The organism is Microbacterium sp. Leaf288 (assembly GCF_001422925.1).
GTDB lineage: Bacteria > Actinomycetota > Actinomycetes > Actinomycetales > Microbacteriaceae > Microbacterium.
In genome coordinates, this window is sequence record NZ_LMNI01000010.1 from 924,606 (window position 1) to 943,197 (window position 18,592).

General features: G+C 72.3%; 13 protein-coding genes. 7 read left to right on the forward strand and 6 right to left on the reverse strand.

The genetic code is table 11. From position 1 onward, the window contains the following. Window positions 1-567: 567 nt before the first annotated feature. A complete protein-coding gene (locus tag ASF40_RS08420; RefSeq protein WP_056367864.1) occupies window positions 568-2,340 on the reverse strand; it encodes an ATP-dependent helicase in 1,773 nt (590 codons plus the stop codon). Continuing rightward, window positions 2,337-3,251, reverse strand: a complete 915-nt coding sequence (nudC, locus tag ASF40_RS08425; protein WP_056367866.1) for an NAD(+) diphosphatase — start codon at window positions 3,249-3,251, stop codon at window positions 2,337-2,339. The genes ASF40_RS08420 and nudC overlap by 4 nt, the downstream gene beginning before the upstream one ends. A 77-nt stretch (window positions 3,252-3,328) precedes the next feature. On the opposite strand from nudC, the gene ASF40_RS08430 reads away from it, so the two are divergent. Continuing rightward, window positions 3,329-4,687 carry a phosphotransferase gene (locus ASF40_RS08430; protein ID WP_056367868.1) on the forward strand — a complete coding sequence of 453 codons (1,359 nt, stop codon included), beginning with the start codon at window positions 3,329-3,331 and terminating at the stop codon, window positions 4,685-4,687. Between the two features lie 48 nt (window positions 4,688-4,735). Here the strand turns inward: ASF40_RS08430 and ASF40_RS08435 are convergent, their stop codons facing one another. Together ASF40_RS08435 and ASF40_RS08440 are read right to left on the reverse strand one after the other, a co-directional pair. Beyond that, complete coding sequence (locus tag ASF40_RS08435; RefSeq protein WP_442922688.1) at window positions 4,736-8,089, reverse strand: ATP-dependent DNA helicase; 3,354 nt, start codon at window positions 8,087-8,089, stop codon at window positions 4,736-4,738. Between the two features lie 5 nt (window positions 8,090-8,094). Continuing rightward, on the reverse strand, window positions 8,095-11,316 hold the full coding sequence (locus ASF40_RS08440) for an ATP-dependent DNA helicase (protein WP_056367871.1): 3,222 nt from the start codon (window positions 11,314-11,316) through the stop codon (window positions 8,095-8,097). Window positions 11,317-11,498: 182 nt separating this feature from the next. On the opposite strand from ASF40_RS08440, the gene ASF40_RS08445 reads away from it, so the two are divergent. Together ASF40_RS08445 and ASF40_RS08450 are read left to right on the forward strand one after the other, a co-directional pair. Further along, a complete protein-coding gene (locus tag ASF40_RS08445) occupies window positions 11,499-11,723 on the forward strand; it encodes a DUF3107 domain-containing protein (RefSeq protein WP_045296833.1) in 225 nt (74 codons plus the stop codon). 13 nt (window positions 11,724-11,736) lie between these two features. Next, the gene (locus ASF40_RS08450) at window positions 11,737-12,027 is read left to right on the forward strand and encodes a hypothetical protein (RefSeq protein WP_056367873.1); all 291 of its coding nucleotides are present in this window, start codon (window positions 11,737-11,739) and stop codon (window positions 12,025-12,027) included. Window positions 12,028-12,092: 65 nt separating this feature from the next. Here the strand turns inward: ASF40_RS08450 and ASF40_RS08455 are convergent, their stop codons facing one another. After that, window positions 12,093-12,806, reverse strand: coding sequence for a ferritin-like fold-containing protein (locus ASF40_RS08455; protein ID WP_056367874.1), 714 nt, complete (start codon window positions 12,804-12,806; stop codon window positions 12,093-12,095). A gap of 212 nt (window positions 12,807-13,018) precedes the next feature. Between ASF40_RS08455 and ASF40_RS08460 the strand changes: the two genes are divergently transcribed. Continuing rightward, on the forward strand, window positions 13,019-14,557 hold the full coding sequence (locus ASF40_RS08460) for a DEAD/DEAH box helicase (protein WP_056367876.1): 1,539 nt from the start codon (window positions 13,019-13,021) through the stop codon (window positions 14,555-14,557). Between the two features lie 107 nt (window positions 14,558-14,664). Further along, the gene (locus ASF40_RS08465) at window positions 14,665-15,096 is read left to right on the forward strand and encodes an SHOCT domain-containing protein (protein ID WP_056367878.1); all 432 of its coding nucleotides are present in this window, start codon (window positions 14,665-14,667) and stop codon (window positions 15,094-15,096) included. 53 nt (window positions 15,097-15,149) lie between these two features. Here ASF40_RS08465 and ASF40_RS08470 read toward each other — a convergent pair whose 3' ends face one another. After that, on the reverse strand, window positions 15,150-16,013 hold the full coding sequence (locus ASF40_RS08470) for a PHP domain-containing protein (protein ID WP_056367880.1): 864 nt from the start codon (window positions 16,011-16,013) through the stop codon (window positions 15,150-15,152). A gap of 83 nt (window positions 16,014-16,096) precedes the next feature. Here ASF40_RS08470 and ASF40_RS08475 point away from each other — a divergent pair, with 83 nt between their 5' ends. Further along, window positions 16,097-17,119 (forward strand): endonuclease/exonuclease/phosphatase family protein, encoded by a 1,023-nt coding sequence (locus tag ASF40_RS08475; protein ID WP_056367882.1) that lies wholly within the window; start codon window positions 16,097-16,099, stop codon window positions 17,117-17,119. Between the two features lie 38 nt (window positions 17,120-17,157). Continuing rightward, a complete protein-coding gene (locus ASF40_RS08480) occupies window positions 17,158-18,579 on the forward strand; it encodes an aminopeptidase P family protein (RefSeq protein WP_056367883.1) in 1,422 nt (473 codons plus the stop codon). Window positions 18,580-18,592: the final 13 nt, after the last annotated feature.

Below are 18,592 nucleotides of genomic sequence, written 5' to 3' on the forward strand. Positions count from 1 at the left end.
GGCAGCAACGCCTGCTCCGCGAGCTGGAGCGCGGCATCCCCGATGGCGCCGCGGTCCCCTTCGCGCAGGCGCTCGGTGCTCCGGACGCGTCCGCCGCGTCACGGTTCCTGTCGCGCATCCGCCGAGCACTCATGACGGACGCCACGGCCCGTCGCCTTGTCACGATCCAGTGCGCCGAGGATGTGCCCGACCGCCATCGTGACGCGGTCGCCGCGGGCCTCGCCGCGGAGGGGTACGACGTCCACACTGCTCACCGCTTCGACGGCATCGGCGGCGCCGGCACGGATGCCGCGGCCGTCGTCTTCCTCGTGCATCGCGTCGTGGCGCCTGGCGCAACCGCCGCTCTCATGGGCGCCGACGTCGATCATGTTCCGATCGCGCTCACCGGCTCGGGCGCGGAGGTCGGTCCCTTCGTGGAGCCGGGCCGCAGCGCGTGCCTCGCCTGCGTCGCGGCTCACCGCCGCGACAGCGATCCCTCGTGGCCCGCTGTCGCTGCGCAGCTGCTCGGGCGCCCTGTCGAGAGTGAGCCCTCGGTGCTGTGGGAGGCGGGGATGGTGGCCGGGCGCCTCATCGCGGAGCGCGCGCGGAACCCCTCGGCCGGCCGGACCCGGTCGGTGACCCTGCGCGCCGGCTCGCTGCATCGGCACGTGCGGTCGCACCTCCCGCACGCAGAGTGCCGTTGCCGATCTCTCGCAGGAACCGCGACGGCTGCCGCTCCCGTACGCCTCGAGCCCACGACAGCGACAGTGTTCGCCCAGCCCGCGTGATGCCGACGTACGCGAGGCGCCGCTCTTCGTCGACCTGCTCGAACGTGGTGGCGTAAGAGATCGGAAGGAGCCCCTCCGCGACGCCGATGAGGTGCACGTGCTCCCACTCCAGGCCCTTGGCCGCGTGCAGCGTCGCGAGCGTCACCGTGCGCCTCGCGGGCTCGTCGTGGGCCTTGGCGCGGGCGGTGAGCTCGTCGGCGAAAGCCCGGAGGGTGGTCCCCACGGGCGCCTCCTGGGCGAGACGCAGCAAAGCCGCTCGGGCCTCCCACGCGTCGCGGAGAGCGCCGCCGGCCTCCGGCGGCTCGTCCGTGAGGCCCCGCGAGCGCAGGATGTCGCGCACGGTGTCGACGAAGCCGCTCTCGATGGGTGCGACCGAGGCCGCACGCAGCTCCATGACGGCCTGCCGCACCTCGGGCATGTCGAAGAAGCGGCGTCCGCCGAGCACCGTGGTCGCGATCCCCGCATCCGAGAGGGCGGCGACGAGCTCCGCGGACTGCGCATGAGCGCGGTAGAGCACCGCGATGTGGCCTGGGTCCGCGCCCTCGGCGATCTGCGCGGTGATGCGCGCGGCCACCGCGCGCGCCTCGTCTCGGTCGTCCTCGAACGCGGTCACCGTCGGGACCGGGGCCGAGCCGGCGTCGGCGTCGCGGTCGGCGGCCGCCGAGAGGTGCAGCGCGCCGGGTCGACCGCGCATGAGCTCGTTCGCGACGGCCAGGATCGGGGCATCCGATCGATAGTTCGTCTCGAGGCGTACGACGCGGGCGCCTTCGAAGCGCGAGGCGAAATCGAGGAGGTACGCCGCATCGGCGCCGGCGAACGAGTAGATGGTCTGGCTCGCGTCGCCGACGACGCAGAGGTCGCGGCGGTCCCCCAGCCACAGCTCGAGCAGGCGGTTCTGCAGGGGCGAGACGTCCTGGAACTCGTCGACCGTGAAGTGGCGGTACTGCTCGCGAACGGCCTTGGCGACCTGCGGCTCGGCCTCGAGCATGCCGGCGCAGGCGAGCAGCACGTCCTCGAAATCGAGCTGACGGCGTTCGTCCTTGAGCTTCTCGTAGGCGTGCTGCAGCGCCACGACGCGCTCGACGCCGAGGCGGCCGACGCCGTTCGGGCGGGCCGCCGCGTACGCGTCGACGCTCAGCATCGAGACCTTGCGCCATTCGATCTCGGACGCGACGTCGCGCAGGGTGGCGACGTCGGGCGCGAGCCCGATTCCGTCGGCCGCATGGGCGAGCATCCTCACCTTGTTGTCGACGATGCCCGGCGCGGTGTCCCCCGCGAGCGTCGGCCAGAAGAAGTTGAGCTGCGCGAGCGCGGCCGCGTGGAACGTGCGGGCCGACACCCCGCCGACACCCATCGCCCGCAGACGCCCTCGCATCTCACCGGCGGCCTTGGTCGTGAAGGTCACCGCCATGACGCGTCCGGGCGAGTACGCGCCGGTGTCGACACCGTGGGCGATGCGGTGTGTGATGACACGGGTCTTTCCGGTGCCGGCGCCGGCCAGCACCGCGACGGGCCCGCGCAGGGCGGTCGCCGCCTCGAGCTGATGCTCGTCCAGCCCCGCGAGGGCGCTCACGCCCGCTCCGCGTGCCAGTCGGCGATGAGCCGGTGCGCGATGGACGCCCGCCCGGGAAGCACGACGTCACCGTCGCCGGCGAGCGCCCGGCCGATCTCGTCGCGCGTGAACCAGCGGACCGCGGCGATCTCCTCGCCGTCGGCACGCGCCGCCGCATCGTCGCGGGACTCGGCGAGGAATCCGACCATGAGCGAGCGGGGGTACGGCCATGCCTGGGACCCGCGGTAGGTCACCGTGCCGACCTCGATGCCGGACTCCTCGGCCACCTCGCGGCGCACGGCCGCCTCGAGCGACTCGCCGGCCTCGACGAAGCCTGCGAAGCACGAGAACCGGTCGGCACCCCACAGGGCGTTCGAGCCGAGGAGCAGCAGATCAGGGTCCGCCGTGCTCGTGATCGCGACGATCACCGCGGGATCGGTGCGCGGGAAGTGCTGCCGCCCGCAGTTCGGGCAGCGGCGCGACCAGCCCGCGTCACCGAGGATGGTGCGGGTGCCGCACGCCGGGCAGAAGGGCGCGTCGAGGAGCCAGCGTCCGAGGCTCAGCGCCTCGACGAATGCGCCGGCGTCGCGGGGCGACAGCTGAGCACCGACCGTGCGCAGGCCCGCCCAGCCCGCCGGGGCGGCGAACAGATCGCCGTCGTGCGACGCGAACACTGCGGCGAGCAGGGCGGCGCCGTCGGCATCACGCCCGAGGAAGGCCCACTCAGCCCCCTCCGGCACGTCCGCCGGGGTGCGCCATTCGAGCGCGTCGGGTGCGGCGAGCGGTGCGGAGTCGCCGGCCACGACGAGGACGCGGGACGTGGCATCCGTCTTCGCCGTCTCGAGGAGGTCGGGAATCAGCCTCTCATCGGCCGCGCGATCGAGTCCGGGGTGCGCCAGCGGATTGAGGCTGGTGCTGTCGGGCGCCGTCATCGAACATGCTCCGCTTCGTCGTTCAGGGCCGGGCGTGGCGCGGGGACGGACGAGCGCGACCGACCTACCCTGGGCACATGGCACGCTCACCCCTCACTCTAGCCGCGTCGGTCACGTCGGCTCTCCCGCGGGTCGGCGTCGTCGGAGTCGGCGCCCTCACCGAGGGAGCGGCCGGCCGATTCGACGCGGCGGTCGCCGATCTCGACGATGGGCGGCGGGTGGTCGTACGTGTCCCTGCCGATGCCTCGTCCGCTCCCGAACTCGCCGCGGAAGTGCGCGCGCTGCGCGCGCTCACCCCCGGTGTGAGGGGCCTCCTCCCCTTCCGCGCGCCCGAGCTCCTCGGCGAGACGGGCCTCGGCGACACACGTGTCGTGGTCGTCGACTTCCTTCCCGGCTACCGCGTCGATGCGGCGCACCTGCCGCCGGGACGCGGCGCGGCGACCTCGCTCGGTGCCGCACTCGCGGCGCTTCATGCGCTTCCGCATTCGATCGTCAAGAGCGAGGGCCTGCCGGCGCGCACGCCGCAGCAGGTGCGCGCCGATGTCACGCGAATGATCGAACGCGCCGTCGCGACCCGCCGACTGCCGGTGAGCCTGGCCGAGCGCTGGCACCGGGCCGTCGACGCCGACGAGCTGTGGCGCTTCGAGTCCGCCGTCGTGCTCGGCGGCGCGGGGGCCGCCTCGTTCCTCTTCGAGGACCTCGACGGCGTTCCCACCGTGACCGGACTGCTCGAGTGGCACGGGCTGTCGATCGGTGACCCCGCGACCGACCTGCAGTGGCTCGCGTCGGCCCCCGACGCCGCCGATGACGTCTACGCCGCTTACGTCGCCGGCAGCGGCCGCGCTCCCGACGTCCGGTCGCGCGAGCGCGCGCGCCTGTACGCCGAGCTCGAGTTCGCGAAGTGGCTCGTGCACGGCCACGACGCCGATCGCGACGACATCGTCGCCGACGCCGTCGAGCTGCTCGAATCCCTCGCTGGCGGGGTCGCCGGCGACGACATCCTCTCGCCGGGCGCACTCGACGTCGACGATGCGATCGCCCTTCTCGAACGCACGCCCGGCGCGAGTGCACCGACCATCGACACGTCGATGCAGACCGATGCGTACGACCCCGAGGAGCTGGCGCAGTGGGTCGCCGACCAGGACCATGCGCGACGCGAGACGGGGCCGGTGCCACCCGCGCCGGAGTCCTTCGACACGCAGGAGATCGCCGCCGAGGAGCTCGCCGCATTCCGGCCCGTCGATCTCGACCCGGCCGCAGTGGAGCTGCCCGCGATCCACCCGGACGACGACCTCTCCACCGCGCCCATCACGCTGCCGACGGGCGCGGCCACGAACGGGTCCGGTTCCCGCGACGACCGCGACAGCGGTCTGGATGCCGAGGCCGAGGCGGAGCGCGCGTCCGAGGCGGCGCTGCGCCGCTGGATGGCCGACTGAGGCGAGCCGCGACACCGTGCGGCCCGGACCGGTTCTCGCGCCGGGGGCTCAGCTTCGCAGGATGACGTCCTCGGCGACGTAGTAGAGCGCGACATCGATCTCGTCGAGCGGCACGCCGTGCTTCGAGTGATAGGCCTGTCGGTACAGCTCGAGCTGCAGCATCCGTTCCTCCTTCTCGGCCGGGGTGCGCGGCGCGACGCCGGTCTTCCAGTCGACGATCTCGATGCGCCCGCCGCGGTCGTCGCGCTGGTACACGGCGTCGAGCTTGCAGATCACGATGTGCGGCAGGCCGTCGGGGCCGATGGTGGTGAAGTCGATCTCGGTCTCGACCTCGATCGGCTGGAGCGCGGCCCACTCCGACGCGAGGAAGCGTTCGCGCAGGGCCGTCAGCGCGGCGGCGTCCTCGACCGAGGCCTCCGTCCCGGGAAGGTCCTCGTCCGTCTCCCACAGCGCGTCATCGAGCGAGCCGCCGAGTCCTGCGCGCCCCGAGCGCTGTTCGACCCAGGCGTGGAACAGAGTGCCGAGGCGGGTCTGACGGAAGGGGCGCTCGGGCATCGGCCGGGCGATGCCGGCGAGAGTGCCCTCGAGGTCGGCCACATACTCCTTGTAGCGCGACGCCGCGATGCGCGTCGGCGCCGTGTGCACCGGGCGCGCACGGCGCGCCTCGCGCTCGGCGAGCAGCAGCGCCGCCTGCGCATCGATCTCCGCACGCGGTGCGCCCAGCGCGGCTTCGACCGTGCCCGCAGCGCCTGCCACCGCTGCCCTGCGGGCACCCAGCGGATCGATCGGCCACTGGAGCACGCGCCGCTCCCCCTGGTACGGATCGTCGCCGGGCTCGTCGTCGGAGAGCGGCACCTCGAGCGCCTCGGCGATCTCGGCGAAGAACGTGCTGCGGGTGCGCGGGCGCTTGGTGCCCGACCACGTCGCACCGGTGAGCAGCAGGTGATCGCGGGCGCGGGTGACGGCGACGTACGCCAGTCGGCGATCCTCTTCGAGCTGCCGAGCCCGGTTCGCCTCGACGAACGTCTCGATCGCCTCCTTGAGATCCTGCTGCGTCTCGGCCGACTGCCAGCCGAGCGCCGGCAGCCAGGCCGAGTCGCCGCGGAACGCGTACGGCAGGACGCCGAAGCCCAGCCACGCCTTCGTGTCACGGGGTGCGCTGGGCAGCTCGTCCTTGACGAGCCGCACGACGGCGACGGCGTCCCACTCGAGACCCTTGGATCCGTGGATCGTCAGCAGCTGCACGACGTCGTCCTCAGGCGGCTCGGTGCGCGGCGCGAACTCGTCCAGCTGCTCGGCGTGGTCGAGCCACGCGAGCAGGCTCGACAGCGACCCGGTCTCGTCGGCGGCGAGGAAGGCGTGCACCTCGTCGACGAACGCCCGCAGCTGCGCCGAGGCGATGCGCGCGGGGCCGCGTGACTCGTTCGCGGCGAGCTCGATGTCGAGCCGCAGCTCGAGCTCGATCAGCCGCACCAGTTCAGGGATCGGGATGCCGCTCGCCTGACGGAGTCCCGCGAAGACGGATGCCGCGTCCCGCAGTCGCTCCCGCGCCTCGGGCGTGAAGCCCGCGAGCCAGCCGTGATCCGGCTTCTGTCGCAGCACGAAGTCGAGGGCATCGACGAGCGACCCGTCGTCGTCGCCCGCGCTGCCACGGATGCGCTCGACCACTTCTGGCGCGAGGGGCTGCAGCGCGGTGTCGTGGCGTGCGAGGCGGCGGGACAGCGCCGCGAGCTCGCGCAGGTCGGGGAGCCCGATCGCCCACCGCGGCCCCGACAGCAGCCGGATGAGCGCGGAGCCGGCAGATGGGTCGCTGATGACCCGCAGCGCGCAGACGACGTCGACCACCTCGGGCGTCGACAGCAGCCCGCCGAGTCCGAGGATGCGGTGCGGGATGCCACGGCGCCCGAGTGCGTCGCCGAAGCGCACCATGTGCTTCTTGCTGCGGAACAGGATCGCCCCCGTGGTCGACCGACCGTCGTCGGCGCGCTCGGCGCGCACCCGTGCGAACCAGTCCGCGACGCGGTCGGCCTCGGTGTCGAGGTCTCCGTCGAAGCCGAGCTCGACCATGCCGGCGGGCGCTCCCGGCCGCGGCTGCAGCTCGCCGACCGCGACGGAGGCGGATGCGGCGAGCGGCGCGAGCACGGCGTTCGCCGCCGTCAGCACTGCGGCGCTGTTGCGCCAGCTCGTCAGGAGCGAATACTGCGCGCATGCCGCGCCCGGCGCGAAGGCCGATGAGAAGCCGCCGAGGTTTCCGGCGCTGGCCCCGCGCCACCCGTAGATCGCCTGGTGCGGATCGCCGACCGCCATCACCCCGGTGCCGGCGAAGAGAGTGGCCAGCAGGTCGGTCTGCACGACGGAGGTGTCCTGGTACTCGTCGAGCAGGACGACGCGGTACCGGTCGCGCAGCTCGTCGGCGACCGCGCGGTGGCTCGCGACGACCTCCAGCGCGCCGGCGACCTGATCGGAGAAGTCGATGACCCCGAGACGGAGCTTCTCCGCGGCGTACTCGCGCGCGAGGTCGGCGAGCAGCGCGAGCGCATCGACGCGGTCGGCCGCGTCGGAGACGTCGGCGTACACCGTGGTGCGCCGATTCGTCGACGGCAGCTCCCGTACCGCGCGGAAGCGCTCGGGGAACGCAGCCAGCGCGTCGAAGTCGACGAGATTGTCGACGCCGTCCCGCGCGATCCGCAGGGCCGCGTCGACGATCGTGCGCACCGCCTCGCCGCGCTCCTCGAGGCGCGGGTCGTCGGAGGCGAACACGACGCGACGCATGAGGAGCCACGCCGCGGACTCCGAGAGGACCGCGGCCTCGGCATCGCGTCCGATCCGGAGCGCGTGCTCGCGCACGATCTGGTCGGCGAAGCTGTTGTAGGTCGCGACGCTCGGCCGGTGCAGCAGCGTGTCGTCGACGGAATCGTGCGGGACGGCGCCCACCGTCTGCGCGAGCGCGTCGAGCAGGCGGTGGCGCTCCGCGGTCGCCCGTGCCCCGTCGGCGCCGGACCGCTCGAGCTCGCCGAACACGTCGAGCCGACCCTCGCCCGCGAACGCGGGCAGCGCCGGCAGCAGGCCGCGGCGCTCGAACTCCGCCAGACGTGCGAGGCGTTTCTGGATGCGCTCCGCGAGCTCGCCCGCGGCCTTGCGTGTGAACGTGAGCCCGAGCACCTCGTCGCGGCGGACGATGCCGTTCGCCACCAGCCACACGACACGTGCCGCCATGGTCTCGGTCTTGCCGCTGCCTGCCCCCGCGACGACGAGGGCGGGCGCCAGGGGCGCCTCGATCACCGCGATCTGCTCGTCGGTCGGCGGGAACTGTCCGAGTGCGGCCGCGATCACGCGCGCCGGCAGCAGCGCAGTCGGGGACACGGATGCCGGGGCCACAGGCTGCCGACTCGCTCCCTGCACGATGGTCACGAGGCGCTCACCGCGCCGACGGTGTGGATCCGGCACAGCCCGTAGGAGTGCTCGTCGCGGCAGTGCTCCTCGTACGGTGCGGTGAAGCTCTCGCCGCGCATGACGGCGACGGCCGTGCGGATCCGGCCGACGAACGCGTCACGGCGCTCATCGTCGAACGGCGGCTGCCACGGGGTGACGTAGTCGGACCCGGTCGCGCTCGGCCGCAGCACGAGGAGCTTCGCGCCACCGGGCGCATGGCCGTTCGCCTCCGGGATCGCGCCCGACTCGAAGGCCAGCTGGTACGCACCCAGCTGAGGGTTGTCGAGCACCTTGGCGTCGGTCTGCGGCTCGCGCTTGCCGGTCTTGAGATCCATGATGACGACGGTTCCCTCCGGCGTGAGCTCGACGCGGTCGATGTAGCCCGACAGGATCACGCGGTGCTCGGAAGCCTCGGGGACAGCCATCGGCGTCCCGTCTTCCAGCGGGATCACCACCTCGAAGTGCGGCTCGGCGCCGATCAGCGTGCCGCCCGCGTCGTCGAAGCGCCGCAGGTAGAGGTGCAGACGCCGCACCAAGTCGCGCGCACGGGTCTGCTCGGCGCGGTCGCGCCACGCCGCCTCGAACGTCAGCTCGCCCCAGCGCGACTCGACCTCGGCCCACAGCGCCGTTTCATCGTGACCGGCCGCGTGCTCGAGCGCCGCGTGGATGATCGTGCCGAGGCCTGCGGTGGTGCCGCCGGGGTCGCCGCCGAGATCGGCGATGACCCAATTGAGCTCGCACTCCTCCAGGGCGTGCAGCCGGGAGGGCGAGACGCGGACGTCCTCTCTCGACAGGTCGCGCAGCGGGCCGGTCGATGTCGGCCCCGGGACGCCGTACCATTCGCGCGGCGACGCACCCGGCACCCCGGCATCCGCCAGCAGCGCGAGCTGTTCCGCGGCGCGCGCCGCGGGCGCGGCGAGCGACCCGGGAACGGCGGCCGCCCGTGGACCGGCGGCGGTCAGGGTGCGCCGGTGCCGCGCCACGAGCCCGCGAAGGGACACGGGGTGGTCCAGATCGAAGGGCTCCGGGTCGGGCAGCAGCTCGAAGAACACGCTCGGGCCCGAGTCGTCGTCATCGACGGCCGTCACGATCACGCGGGCCGTCGCCCGCGACAACGCGCGCGCGAGCAGGCGGAGTTCGTCGTGCAACGCCGCGCGGCGGCGGTCGAACGCGCCGAGCGTCTCGCCGTCGGCACGGGTGGCCGCGTCTGCGAGACGCCACGTGTCGAGAAGGCTGCCGCGCAGTCTCGTGTTCGGCCAGACACCGTCCTGCACGCCGGCCACGACCACGGTGTCGAACTCGAGCCCGAGCGCTCCGGCAGGCGTCATGACACGCACGCTGCCGTCGCGCGTCGGCGCTTCGAGACGGTCCTCGGCGACGCCGATGTCGAGGATCGACCGCACGAACACGCGCGGATCGGCGTCGAGCGAGCGCTCGACGAATCGCTTCGCGGCCTGGAACAGCGCGACCAGGGCGTCGAGGTCGCGGTGCGCCTGCTCTGCCAGTGGACCGTTGCCGCGCGCGAGCTCGCCCCATGTGCGCTCGAGTCTGCTGCGGTCCCACGCGGTCCACAGCAGCTCGTGCGCCGTGGCACCGCGGTCGAGGTCTTCGCGCAGCACCTCGAGCGTGCGCGCCAGCGATGCCGCGCGCCGGGCCTCGCGCGTGTCGAGCAGGTCGAACTCGAGCGGCTGGCGCATCGCCGAGAGCACGAGGTCGCGACCCGAGCGCTCGGCGACGCCCTCACCCTTGTCGCTCTCCGCGGCTGCCGTGGTGTCCGAGGCCTCCGCCGCGCTCTCGATGATCCGGCGCAGCTCGGCGTGCCGCAGTGCCGAGCGCAGCCGGCGGAGCTCGATGACGTCGAGTCGTCCGTACGTGCCGACGAGCGCCGCCGAAACCTCTTCGAACGTCCACTCGTCGCGCGACGCCAGCTCGATGAGCCGCAGCAGGTCGGCCACAGGCCGCACGGCGCCGAGGGCGCGCCCCGGTCCGCTCGAGCGCGCCGGCACCTCTCGCGCCGACAGCTCCGCCTCGAGCGCCGCTACCTGCCGGGTGTCGTGCGCGATGACGGCACAGCCGCTCCACGGCACGCCGTCGTGCACGTGGCGCTCGCGGAGCACCCGCGCGATGGCGTCGTACTCCTCGGCCGCGGAGCGCAGGGTCAGCACCCGCACGGAGTCGTCGGCCTCGGCGCCCGATGCCGCACCGCGGTGGGCCACGACGCCGACCGCGCCGATGCGCTGAGTGACGCGACCGACCAGCTCGCGCTGCCACGCGCTCCCGCGATGCCCTGCGGTGAGCACGTGCACGGCACCCAGTGATGCCGCGAGGCGGGCGAAGTTCTCGGGCGTCGCGCCGCGGAACGTTCCCGACCCGACATCGGGGTCGCCGAAGGCGAGCACGGCGGCGCCTCGGGCGCGCACCGCCTCGAGCATCTCGACGCCGCCCAGGGTGAGCTCCTGCGCATCGTCGACCATGACCACGCGCACCCGGTCGACAGCAGGGCTTCCGGCCGGTGCCGTGCGCAGCAGCCCGACCGCTTCGCGGACCAGACCCGCGGCGTCCCGGTGCGCCCCGCGCATGGCGCCTCGCACCTGGAGGTATTCGCCGAAGAACGACGACAGCGACACCCAGGCCGGCAGCTCGTGACGCTCGCCGAGCTCGCGGAGGCGGCGCGGCCCGATGCCGAGGGTGGTGCACTCGGCGAGGAACGTGCGCACCTCGGTGCGGAACCCGGCCGTGCCGCGGATCGCCGGGCCCAGCCAGTCCGGCCAGCGCACGACCCCGACCGCCTCGTCCTCGTCGTCGCCCTCGAGCAGATCGCGGATGATCTGGTCCTCGTCGCCGCCGGTGAGAAGCTGCGGCGGATCCGCCTCCGCCGCGACGGCGTGCGCCCGCACGACCTGGAAGGCGTACGAGGCGACCGACCGCGCGAGCGGCCCCGTCGTCGCGACTCCGACCGCGAGGCCCAGGCGGTCGCGAAGCGCCGTCGCGGTCTGACGCGACGGGGTGAGCACGAGCACGGCATCTGGATCCACGCCGGCCCGGATCACGGCGGCCACGCGCGCGATCAGCGTCTCGGTCTTGCCGGTGCCGGGTGCGCCCACCACGACGCCCGATGCCTCCCGCGGCAGCGCCAGCACCGTCTGCTGCGCCGCGTCCGGGGTCCACGCCGCACGATCCGCCTTGCCCGAAGTCACCCTCCGACGCTAGCGCGAGGGCGCGACATCCGCCGTTCGCCCAGAGCGTTCCGGCGACGGGCGGATGCCCCTGCGCGGTGTCGTAGAGTTGCCATGCGTCCGGGGAGCCCTCAGCCTTTCCGCCAGGAGGAGCCCTCAGCCATCTGGCACACAACTATCGCCCCGCGCAGGAGGTCAGTCACGTGGAGATCCGCATCGGCATCGCGAACACCGGCCGCGAGCTCAACTTCGAGACGAACGAGCCGGCGGCAGACGTGAAGAAGTCCGTCGCCGCGGCGCTCGACGCCGGCGCCACGCACGTCACCTTCGCCGATGCGAAGGGCAACTCGTACATCGTCCCCACCGCGGGCCTCGCGTACATCGAGCTCGGCTCCGAGGAGTCGCGCCGCGTCGGTTTCGTCGCCTGAGCGGACCCCGGACATGCAGATCCTCATCGCGTTCATCGTCGGCGCGGTCGTCGGCATCGGCATCCACTTCCAGCTGCACCAGCGCCTGACGCGCGGGGTCGTCCTTGCGCCCATGATCGGCGCCGTGTCGGCCGGTGCCGCGTGGTCGATCCTGACCTGGCTCGGGGTCGGGATCGACACGCCGTGGCCGTGGCTCGCGGCGCTCATCGTGCCGATGGTCGTCACCTACCCGGCGATCACCCTCATCTCCCGCGCCCGCGTCGCCCACGACGCGCGCGAGAAGGCGCGCCTCGGCATCGGCTGATGACGCTCGGCTGAGCGCGACCCGAACCCCGCCGCGACCCGCGGCCGCAGCATCCGTTCTGCGCGTCAGGCCGCCAGGCCCATGGCGTCCATGCGGCGCGAGTGCGCGGCCATGAGCTCGGTGAAGACGGGCTCCACCTTCTCCTCGGCCACCGGGCCGAGGTCGGTCGGCCGCAGCGCGGCGCGCGCGATGAGCAGGGTGTCGCCGACGAGGCGGCGCCCCCACAGCGCCAGCAGCGATTTCCATTCCGGGTCGCTCGCGATGGCCTGGGAGATCAGCTCGACGATGGCCTGGCGGTCGTCATCGGCCTGCAGGATGTGCGCGACGCGGTCGCCGGTCTCCCCGTAGCTCGCCGACAGGGCCAGGTAGAAGTCGTCGAGCATGCCCGCGGTGATGTGCACCGAGAGCATCGTCTCCTGCGTGCGCACGCCGTGCGTGGCCGCCCGGAAGGCGTCCAGCGGCTCCCGGAACGGTCGCATGATCTCGGTGGGGTCGTCGCCTCGCTCGCGGATGAGCGCGACGAGCGCCTCGTGCTTGGTGAGGGCCGCACCGGCGGCACGGGACACGGCCTCTTTCTCTCCCAGCTCGGGGATCGACTGGATGAGCTCGGTGAGCGTCTCGAAGAAGCCGAGCTGCAGATAGGCCGCCTGGCCGAGGAACGTGTCGATGTCCGGGGCGAGCTCCTCGAAGTCGACGCGATTGCCGCCGCTCAGCTCGTCACGCGAGCGCAGCTGCAGCTTGCGCCCCGTGTCGCGACGCTGCCAGAACCACTTCACCATGGACGAAAGCCTACGAGGGGACACCGCCTCCGCGCTCGCGGCGGGGTCCTCCGGTATCGTGGGTGTCGGCCCCGGCGTCGGATCGGGGCGCCCGCGCCTGTGGGAAAGAAGGGCGTGGATCGCTTTTCCGCCCGCGCGGCGACCTCGCAGAGGCCTCGGACGCGCCAGGGCATGAACCCAGGCAGCATCCCACTGCCGGACAGGCACCCATCGTGACGACCTTCGCCGAACTCGGCGTTGATCAGGACATCGTCGACGCGCTCTCCACAAAGGGCATCGTCGACGCATTCCCCATCCAGGAGCAGACCATCCCCCTCGGCCTCCCCGGCCAGGACATCATCGGCCAGGCCAAGACCGGCACCGGCAAGACGTTCGGCTTCGGCATCCCCGTCGTCCAGCGCCTCGGCGTCGACCCGGCCCCCGGAGTCAAGGCACTCATCGTGGTCCCCACCCGCGAGCTGTGCGTCCAGGTCTATGAAGACATGGACATGCTGACCTCGAACCGCTCCACGAGCGTCGTCGCCATCTACGGCGGCAAGGCCTACGAGGGCCAGATCGACCAGCTCAAGGCCGGCGCGCAGATCGTGGTGGGAACGCCGGGCCGGCTCATCGACCTCAACAACCAGCGACTGCTCGACCTGTCGAACGCGACCGAGGTCGTGCTCGACGAGGCCGACAAGATGCTCGACCTCGGCTTCCTCCCCGACATCGAGAAGATCTTCTCCAAGGTCCCGGCCGTCCGTCACACGCAGCTCTTCTCGGCGACGATGCCCGGCCCGATCGTCGCGCTCGCGCGGCGGTTCATGTCGAACCCGATCCACATCCGCGCCACCGACCCCGACGAGGGCCTCACGCAGGCGAACATCAAGCACCTCGTCTACCGGGCGCACTCGCTCGACAAGGACGAGGTCATCGCCCGCATCCTGCAGGCCGAGGGCCGCGGCAAGTCCGTGATCTTCACCCGCACCAAGCGCGCCGCGCAGAAGCTCGTCGACGAGCTGAACGACCGTGGCTTCAACGCGGGCGCGGTCCACGGCGACATGAGCCAGGAGTCGCGCGAGCGCTCGATGGCGGGCTTCAAGGCCGGCAAGAAGGACGTCCTCATCGCGACCGACGTCGCCGCGCGCGGCATCGACGTCGACGACGTCACGCACGTCATCAACCACACGATCCCCGACGACGAGAAGACGTACCTGCACCGCGCCGGCCGCACCGGCCGCGCGGGCAAGACCGGCATCGCGGTCACCTTCGTCGACTGGGAGGACCTGCACAAGTGGGCCCTCATCAACCGCGCCCTCGAGTTCGGCCAGCCCGAGCCCGTCGAGACCTACTCGTCGAGCCCGCACCTGTTCTCCGACCTCGACATCCCCGCAGGCACGAAGGGCCGCATCGTGACGGCCCCGAAGACCCAGGCGGTCCGGGTCCAGCCCGAGAGCGCGGTGGATGCTGCCGCCGAGGTCGAGACGAACGGCCAGGCTCCGCGAAGCCGGCGTCGCCGTCGCCGGTCGGGTTCGTCAGAGCGAGTCGGCTCCACCTTCCAGACCGCCGATGCGGGTGCCGCCGGTTCGCCGGAGCACGGCACGCCGGCGAACACCGACGGCGACCGCTCCACCGACGGGGGCGGAACCCACGACGGCGGAGGCAAGGAGCACCACGACGGCAAGCCCGCCCCGCGGCGCCGCCGTCGCCGCCGCGGCGGCAGCGGCGGCGGCGGGTCGGCCCCCGCGGGCGGCGCCACCGTCGGCGCCTGAATCCGTCTTCTCCTGTCGCGGCGCCGTCATCCGGCGCCGCGACAACGCTATGGTGAGCGCAGACGGCGCACAGGGCGCCGGTATTCCGCATTCACGAAAGGCACACGATGCGCATCATCGAGGCCGTCACCACCGGTTATGAGTACCAGGGCTTCTGGGGCTCCTTCTGGGACATCATCTGGTGGTTCCTCTGGATCTTCTTCTTCATGGCGTACCTGTTCGCGCTGTTCGCCGTGATCGCCGACCTGTTCCGCGACCACACGCTGAACGGCTGGTGGAAGGCCGTCTGGATCATCTTCCTGATCTTCGTGCCCTTCCTGACGCTGCTGGTCTACCTGATCGCGCGCGGAAACGGCATGGCCAAGCGCAGCGCGAAGGAGGCTTCGGAGCTGCAGAGCGCCCAAGACGCCTACATCAAGTCCGTCGCGGGTGCAGGCGCCAGCCCGGCCGACGAGATCGCCAAGGCGAAGGGTCTCCTCGACGCCGGCACGATCACGCAGGCCGAGTACGACGCTCTCAAGGCCAAGGCCCTGGGCTGATCGTCATGATCTGACCCGCGGCATCCGCGGTCCGAGGCGCCCTCGTCATCCCCTCACGGGTAGACGGGGGCGCTTCCCGTTGCCCGGGCGATGATGCGCGCCACCATCTCGTCGGTGGTGGTGTTCTCGCCCGGCTGATTGGGCTTGCCGAGACCGTGGTAGTCGCTGGATCCCGTCACCACGAGATCGCGCTCGCGGCACAGGTCGCGCAGGGTCGTGAGAGCGGGGTCGCGGTTCTCGCGATGACCCAGTTCGAAGCCTGCGAGGCCGGCATCCAGCATCCGTTCCATCAGTCGCATCGGAAGCAGGCCGGCACGCCCGGCCGGATGCGCGATGACGGCCACTCCCCCGGCGCCCGCGACGAGTCCCACCGCGGTCACCGGATCCGGCGCGTAGAGGGCGACGTAGTAGTCGCCGCGCGGGCTCAGGATGCCCGCGAAGGCCTCGGCGCGATCGCGGACGAGCCCCCGCGCCACCAGGGCGTCGGCGATGTGCGGCCGGCCAACTGTCGCGCCGTCGCTGGTCTGCTCGAGGATGTCGTCCCACACGAGGTCGTAGTCGCGCGCGATGCGGTCGGCCATCAGGCGGGCGCGATCCAGGCGCGAGGACCGGATGCGTGCGGTCTCGGCGCGCAGCGCCGGCTCGTCAGGGTCAGGCAGGTACGCCAGCACGTGGACGCTGCGCCACTCGTGCCGCGCCGACAGCTCCATCCCCGGGATGAACGTCATGCCGAGGGAGGTCGCGGCCTCGGCGGCCTCGGCCCAGCCCGCCGTGGTGTCGTGGTCCGTGAGCGCCGCCGTCCGCACGCCGTGCCGATGGGCGGACGCCATGACCTCGGCGGGCGGCTGCGTGCCGTCGGAGTTCGCCGAGTGCAGATGCAGGTCGCTCGGTCCTTCGAACGGCTGCAGTCGGGGCATCCTCCGAGCGTAGCGCGGCGCGATTCGCGCGACGCCCGCGCGCGCTGACGGATCTCACAGCCTGCTCGCATAGAGTCGCCGTCGTGCTTCGCCTGCTCGGGATCCTCGTCACCGTGCTGTGCGCCATCGCCGCTGCGGTGCTGACCTTCCCGGGTTTCTTCCGCGTCGAGCGCTTCTATCCCGTCGCCCAGATCGTGTCGTTCCGGGGCATCCTCGCGCTGGCGTTCGCCGCCGCGGCGCTGCTGGCGCTCCTCCTCGCGATCGCCCGCCCGATCCGCGCGTTCGCCTTCTCGATCGCGGTGGTCGCGGGGCTCGCGACCGTCGCGAACGTCGCCGTGCTGTCGTCCCGCGGCGGCCTGGGCAGCGACCCGCTCCCGGCGAAGACCGAGGCGTCCGTCCGCGTCATGACGTGGAACACCGCCGGCGCGGCGACACCGCCCGAGACGATCGCGAAGATCGCTGTCGCGATGGACGCCGACATCGTGGCATTGCCCGAGACGACCATCGAGACCGGGGAGAGCGTCGCCCTCGCGATGCGCGACCTCGGCCATCGCATGTGGGCGCACCACGCCTCCGACCCGTCGACCGAATGGGACGCCGGCTCGACGACGCTCCTGATCTCGCCCGAACTGGGCGACTACGCCGTGATCGAGTCCTCGCTCGACGGCAGCAGCAACACCTCGACCGTGCCCAGCGCGGTGGCCATGCCGGTCTCGGGCGACGGGCCCATCGTCGTCGCAGTGCACGCCGTCGCCCCGCGCCCGAGCTACATGCAGAACTGGCGCGACGACCTCCAGTGGCTTGCCGATCAGTGCGGCGACGGCAACGTGATCATGGCCGGAGACTTCAACGCGACGGTCGACCACATGTCGGGTCTCGGGCTCGACGGCGCCACGATCGGCCACTGCACCGATGCCGCGACCGAGACCGGCAACGGCGCGCTGGGCACGTGGTCGGCCGACATGCCGGCCATCCTCGGCGCCCCGATCGACCATGTGATGGCGACGGCGCAGTGGCGGGCGACGGGCTCGCTCGTGCTGCGCTCGCTCGACGATTCCGGCTCCGACCACCGCCCGCTCATCGTCCAGTACGACCCCGCCGGCTGAACTGCCCGCGCTCCCACGCGCGTGCGAGACTGGGAGGCATGAGCAGCGCAGCCAGCGAGCAGTCCCCCGGCGCCACGAGCACCACCGAGACCTCGACCAGCACGAATCGCCGTCAGCCGTACGGGCAGGGCTTCCTCGACACGATCTCGACCGGATGGGCCGAACGCCCCGAGTCCGCTCCGCCGGCACGCCCTCAGGCCGCGTTCACGGCGGCGCGTCGCGACGCCCTCTCGGCGGCCTTCCGAGGCAAGCGCCTCGTGATCCCGGCGGGCGAGCTCACGCAGCGCAGCAACGACACCGACTACCCGTTCCGCGCGCACTCGGCCTTCTCGCACCTGACGGGGTGGGCCTCGGACGCAGAGCCCGGCGCCGTGCTGGTGTTCGAGCCTCGCTCGTCAGGTGGCCACGACGTCACGCTGTACTTCCGCGAGCGTGCCGACCGCACGACGAGCGAGTTCTACTCGGATGCCTCGATCGGCGAGTTCTGGATCGGCCCGCGCCCCGCTCTGGCGGGCGTCGCCTCCGACCTCGGCCTCGCGACGGCGCACATCGACGACTTCGAGGCTGGTGACGGGGACGTCGTGCTCGACGAAGACGACGACCTCACCCGGTTCGTCTCGGAGCTGCGCCTCGTGAAGGACGCCTATGAGATCGGCCAGATGGAGCTCGCCGTCCAGGTCACCGCATCCGGTTTCGACGACATCGTCGCGAACCTCCCCGCGATCGTCGAGCACCCCCGCGGCGAGCGCGTCGTCGAGGGTGTCTTCCACCAGCGCGCGCGCAGTGACGGCAACGCGGTCGGGTACGACACGATCGCGGCGTCGGGGCCCCACGCGTGCTACCTGCACTGGACGCGAAATGACGGCGCCGTCGTCCCCGGCGACCTCATCCTGATCGACGCCGGCGTCGAGATCGACAGCCTCTACACCGCCGACATCACGCGCACGCTGCCGGTGAGCGGCCGCTTCACGGACGTGCAGCGCAAGGTCTATGAGACCGTGCGCGAGGCCGCCGACGCCGCGTTCGCCGTGGCGAAGCCGGGCGTGAAGTTCCGCTCGATCCACGAGGCGGCGATGCAGGTCATCGCGACGCGCGTGGCCGAATGGGGTCTCATCCCCGTCACCGCCGAGGAGGCGCTCGACGCCGAGAGGGGCGGCCACCACCGTCGTTACATGGTGCACGGCACAAGCCACCACCTGGGCATCGACGTTCACGACTGCGCGCAGGCACGCCGCGACATGTACTACGACGGCATCCTCGAGGCGGGCATGGTCTTCACGATCGAGCCCGGACTGTACTTCCAGATCGACGACATCACGGTCCCCGAGGAGTACCGCGGCATCGGCGTGCGCATCGAGGACGACATCCTCATGACCGCCGACGGACCGGTCAACCTGTCCGCCGCGATCCCGCGCACCGCCGACGAGGTCGAGGCCTGGATCGCCCGCGGCGGCCGCTGAACCCTCATCGGTC

Excerpts from the sequence above, each read along its gene's own strand:
- nudC (WP_056367866.1), bottom strand. The coding sequence starts at position 3,251 with ATGACGGCGCCCGACAGCACCAGCCTCAATCCGCTGGCGCACCCCGGA.
- ASF40_RS08430 (WP_056367868.1), top strand. The coding sequence starts at position 3,329 with ATGGCACGCTCACCCCTCACTCTAGCCGCGTCGGTCACGTCGGCTCTC.
- ASF40_RS08450 (WP_056367873.1), top strand. The coding sequence starts at position 11,737 with ATGCAGATCCTCATCGCGTTCATCGTCGGCGCGGTCGTCGGCATCGGC.
- ASF40_RS08455 (WP_056367874.1), bottom strand. The coding sequence starts at position 12,806 with ATGGTGAAGTGGTTCTGGCAGCGTCGCGACACGGGGCGCAAGCTGCAG.
- ASF40_RS08465 (WP_056367878.1), top strand. The coding sequence starts at position 14,665 with ATGCGCATCATCGAGGCCGTCACCACCGGTTATGAGTACCAGGGCTTC.
- ASF40_RS08470 (WP_056367880.1), bottom strand. The coding sequence starts at position 16,013 with ATGCCCCGACTGCAGCCGTTCGAAGGACCGAGCGACCTGCATCTGCAC.
- ASF40_RS08480 (WP_056367883.1), top strand. The coding sequence starts at position 17,158 with ATGAGCAGCGCAGCCAGCGAGCAGTCCCCCGGCGCCACGAGCACCACC.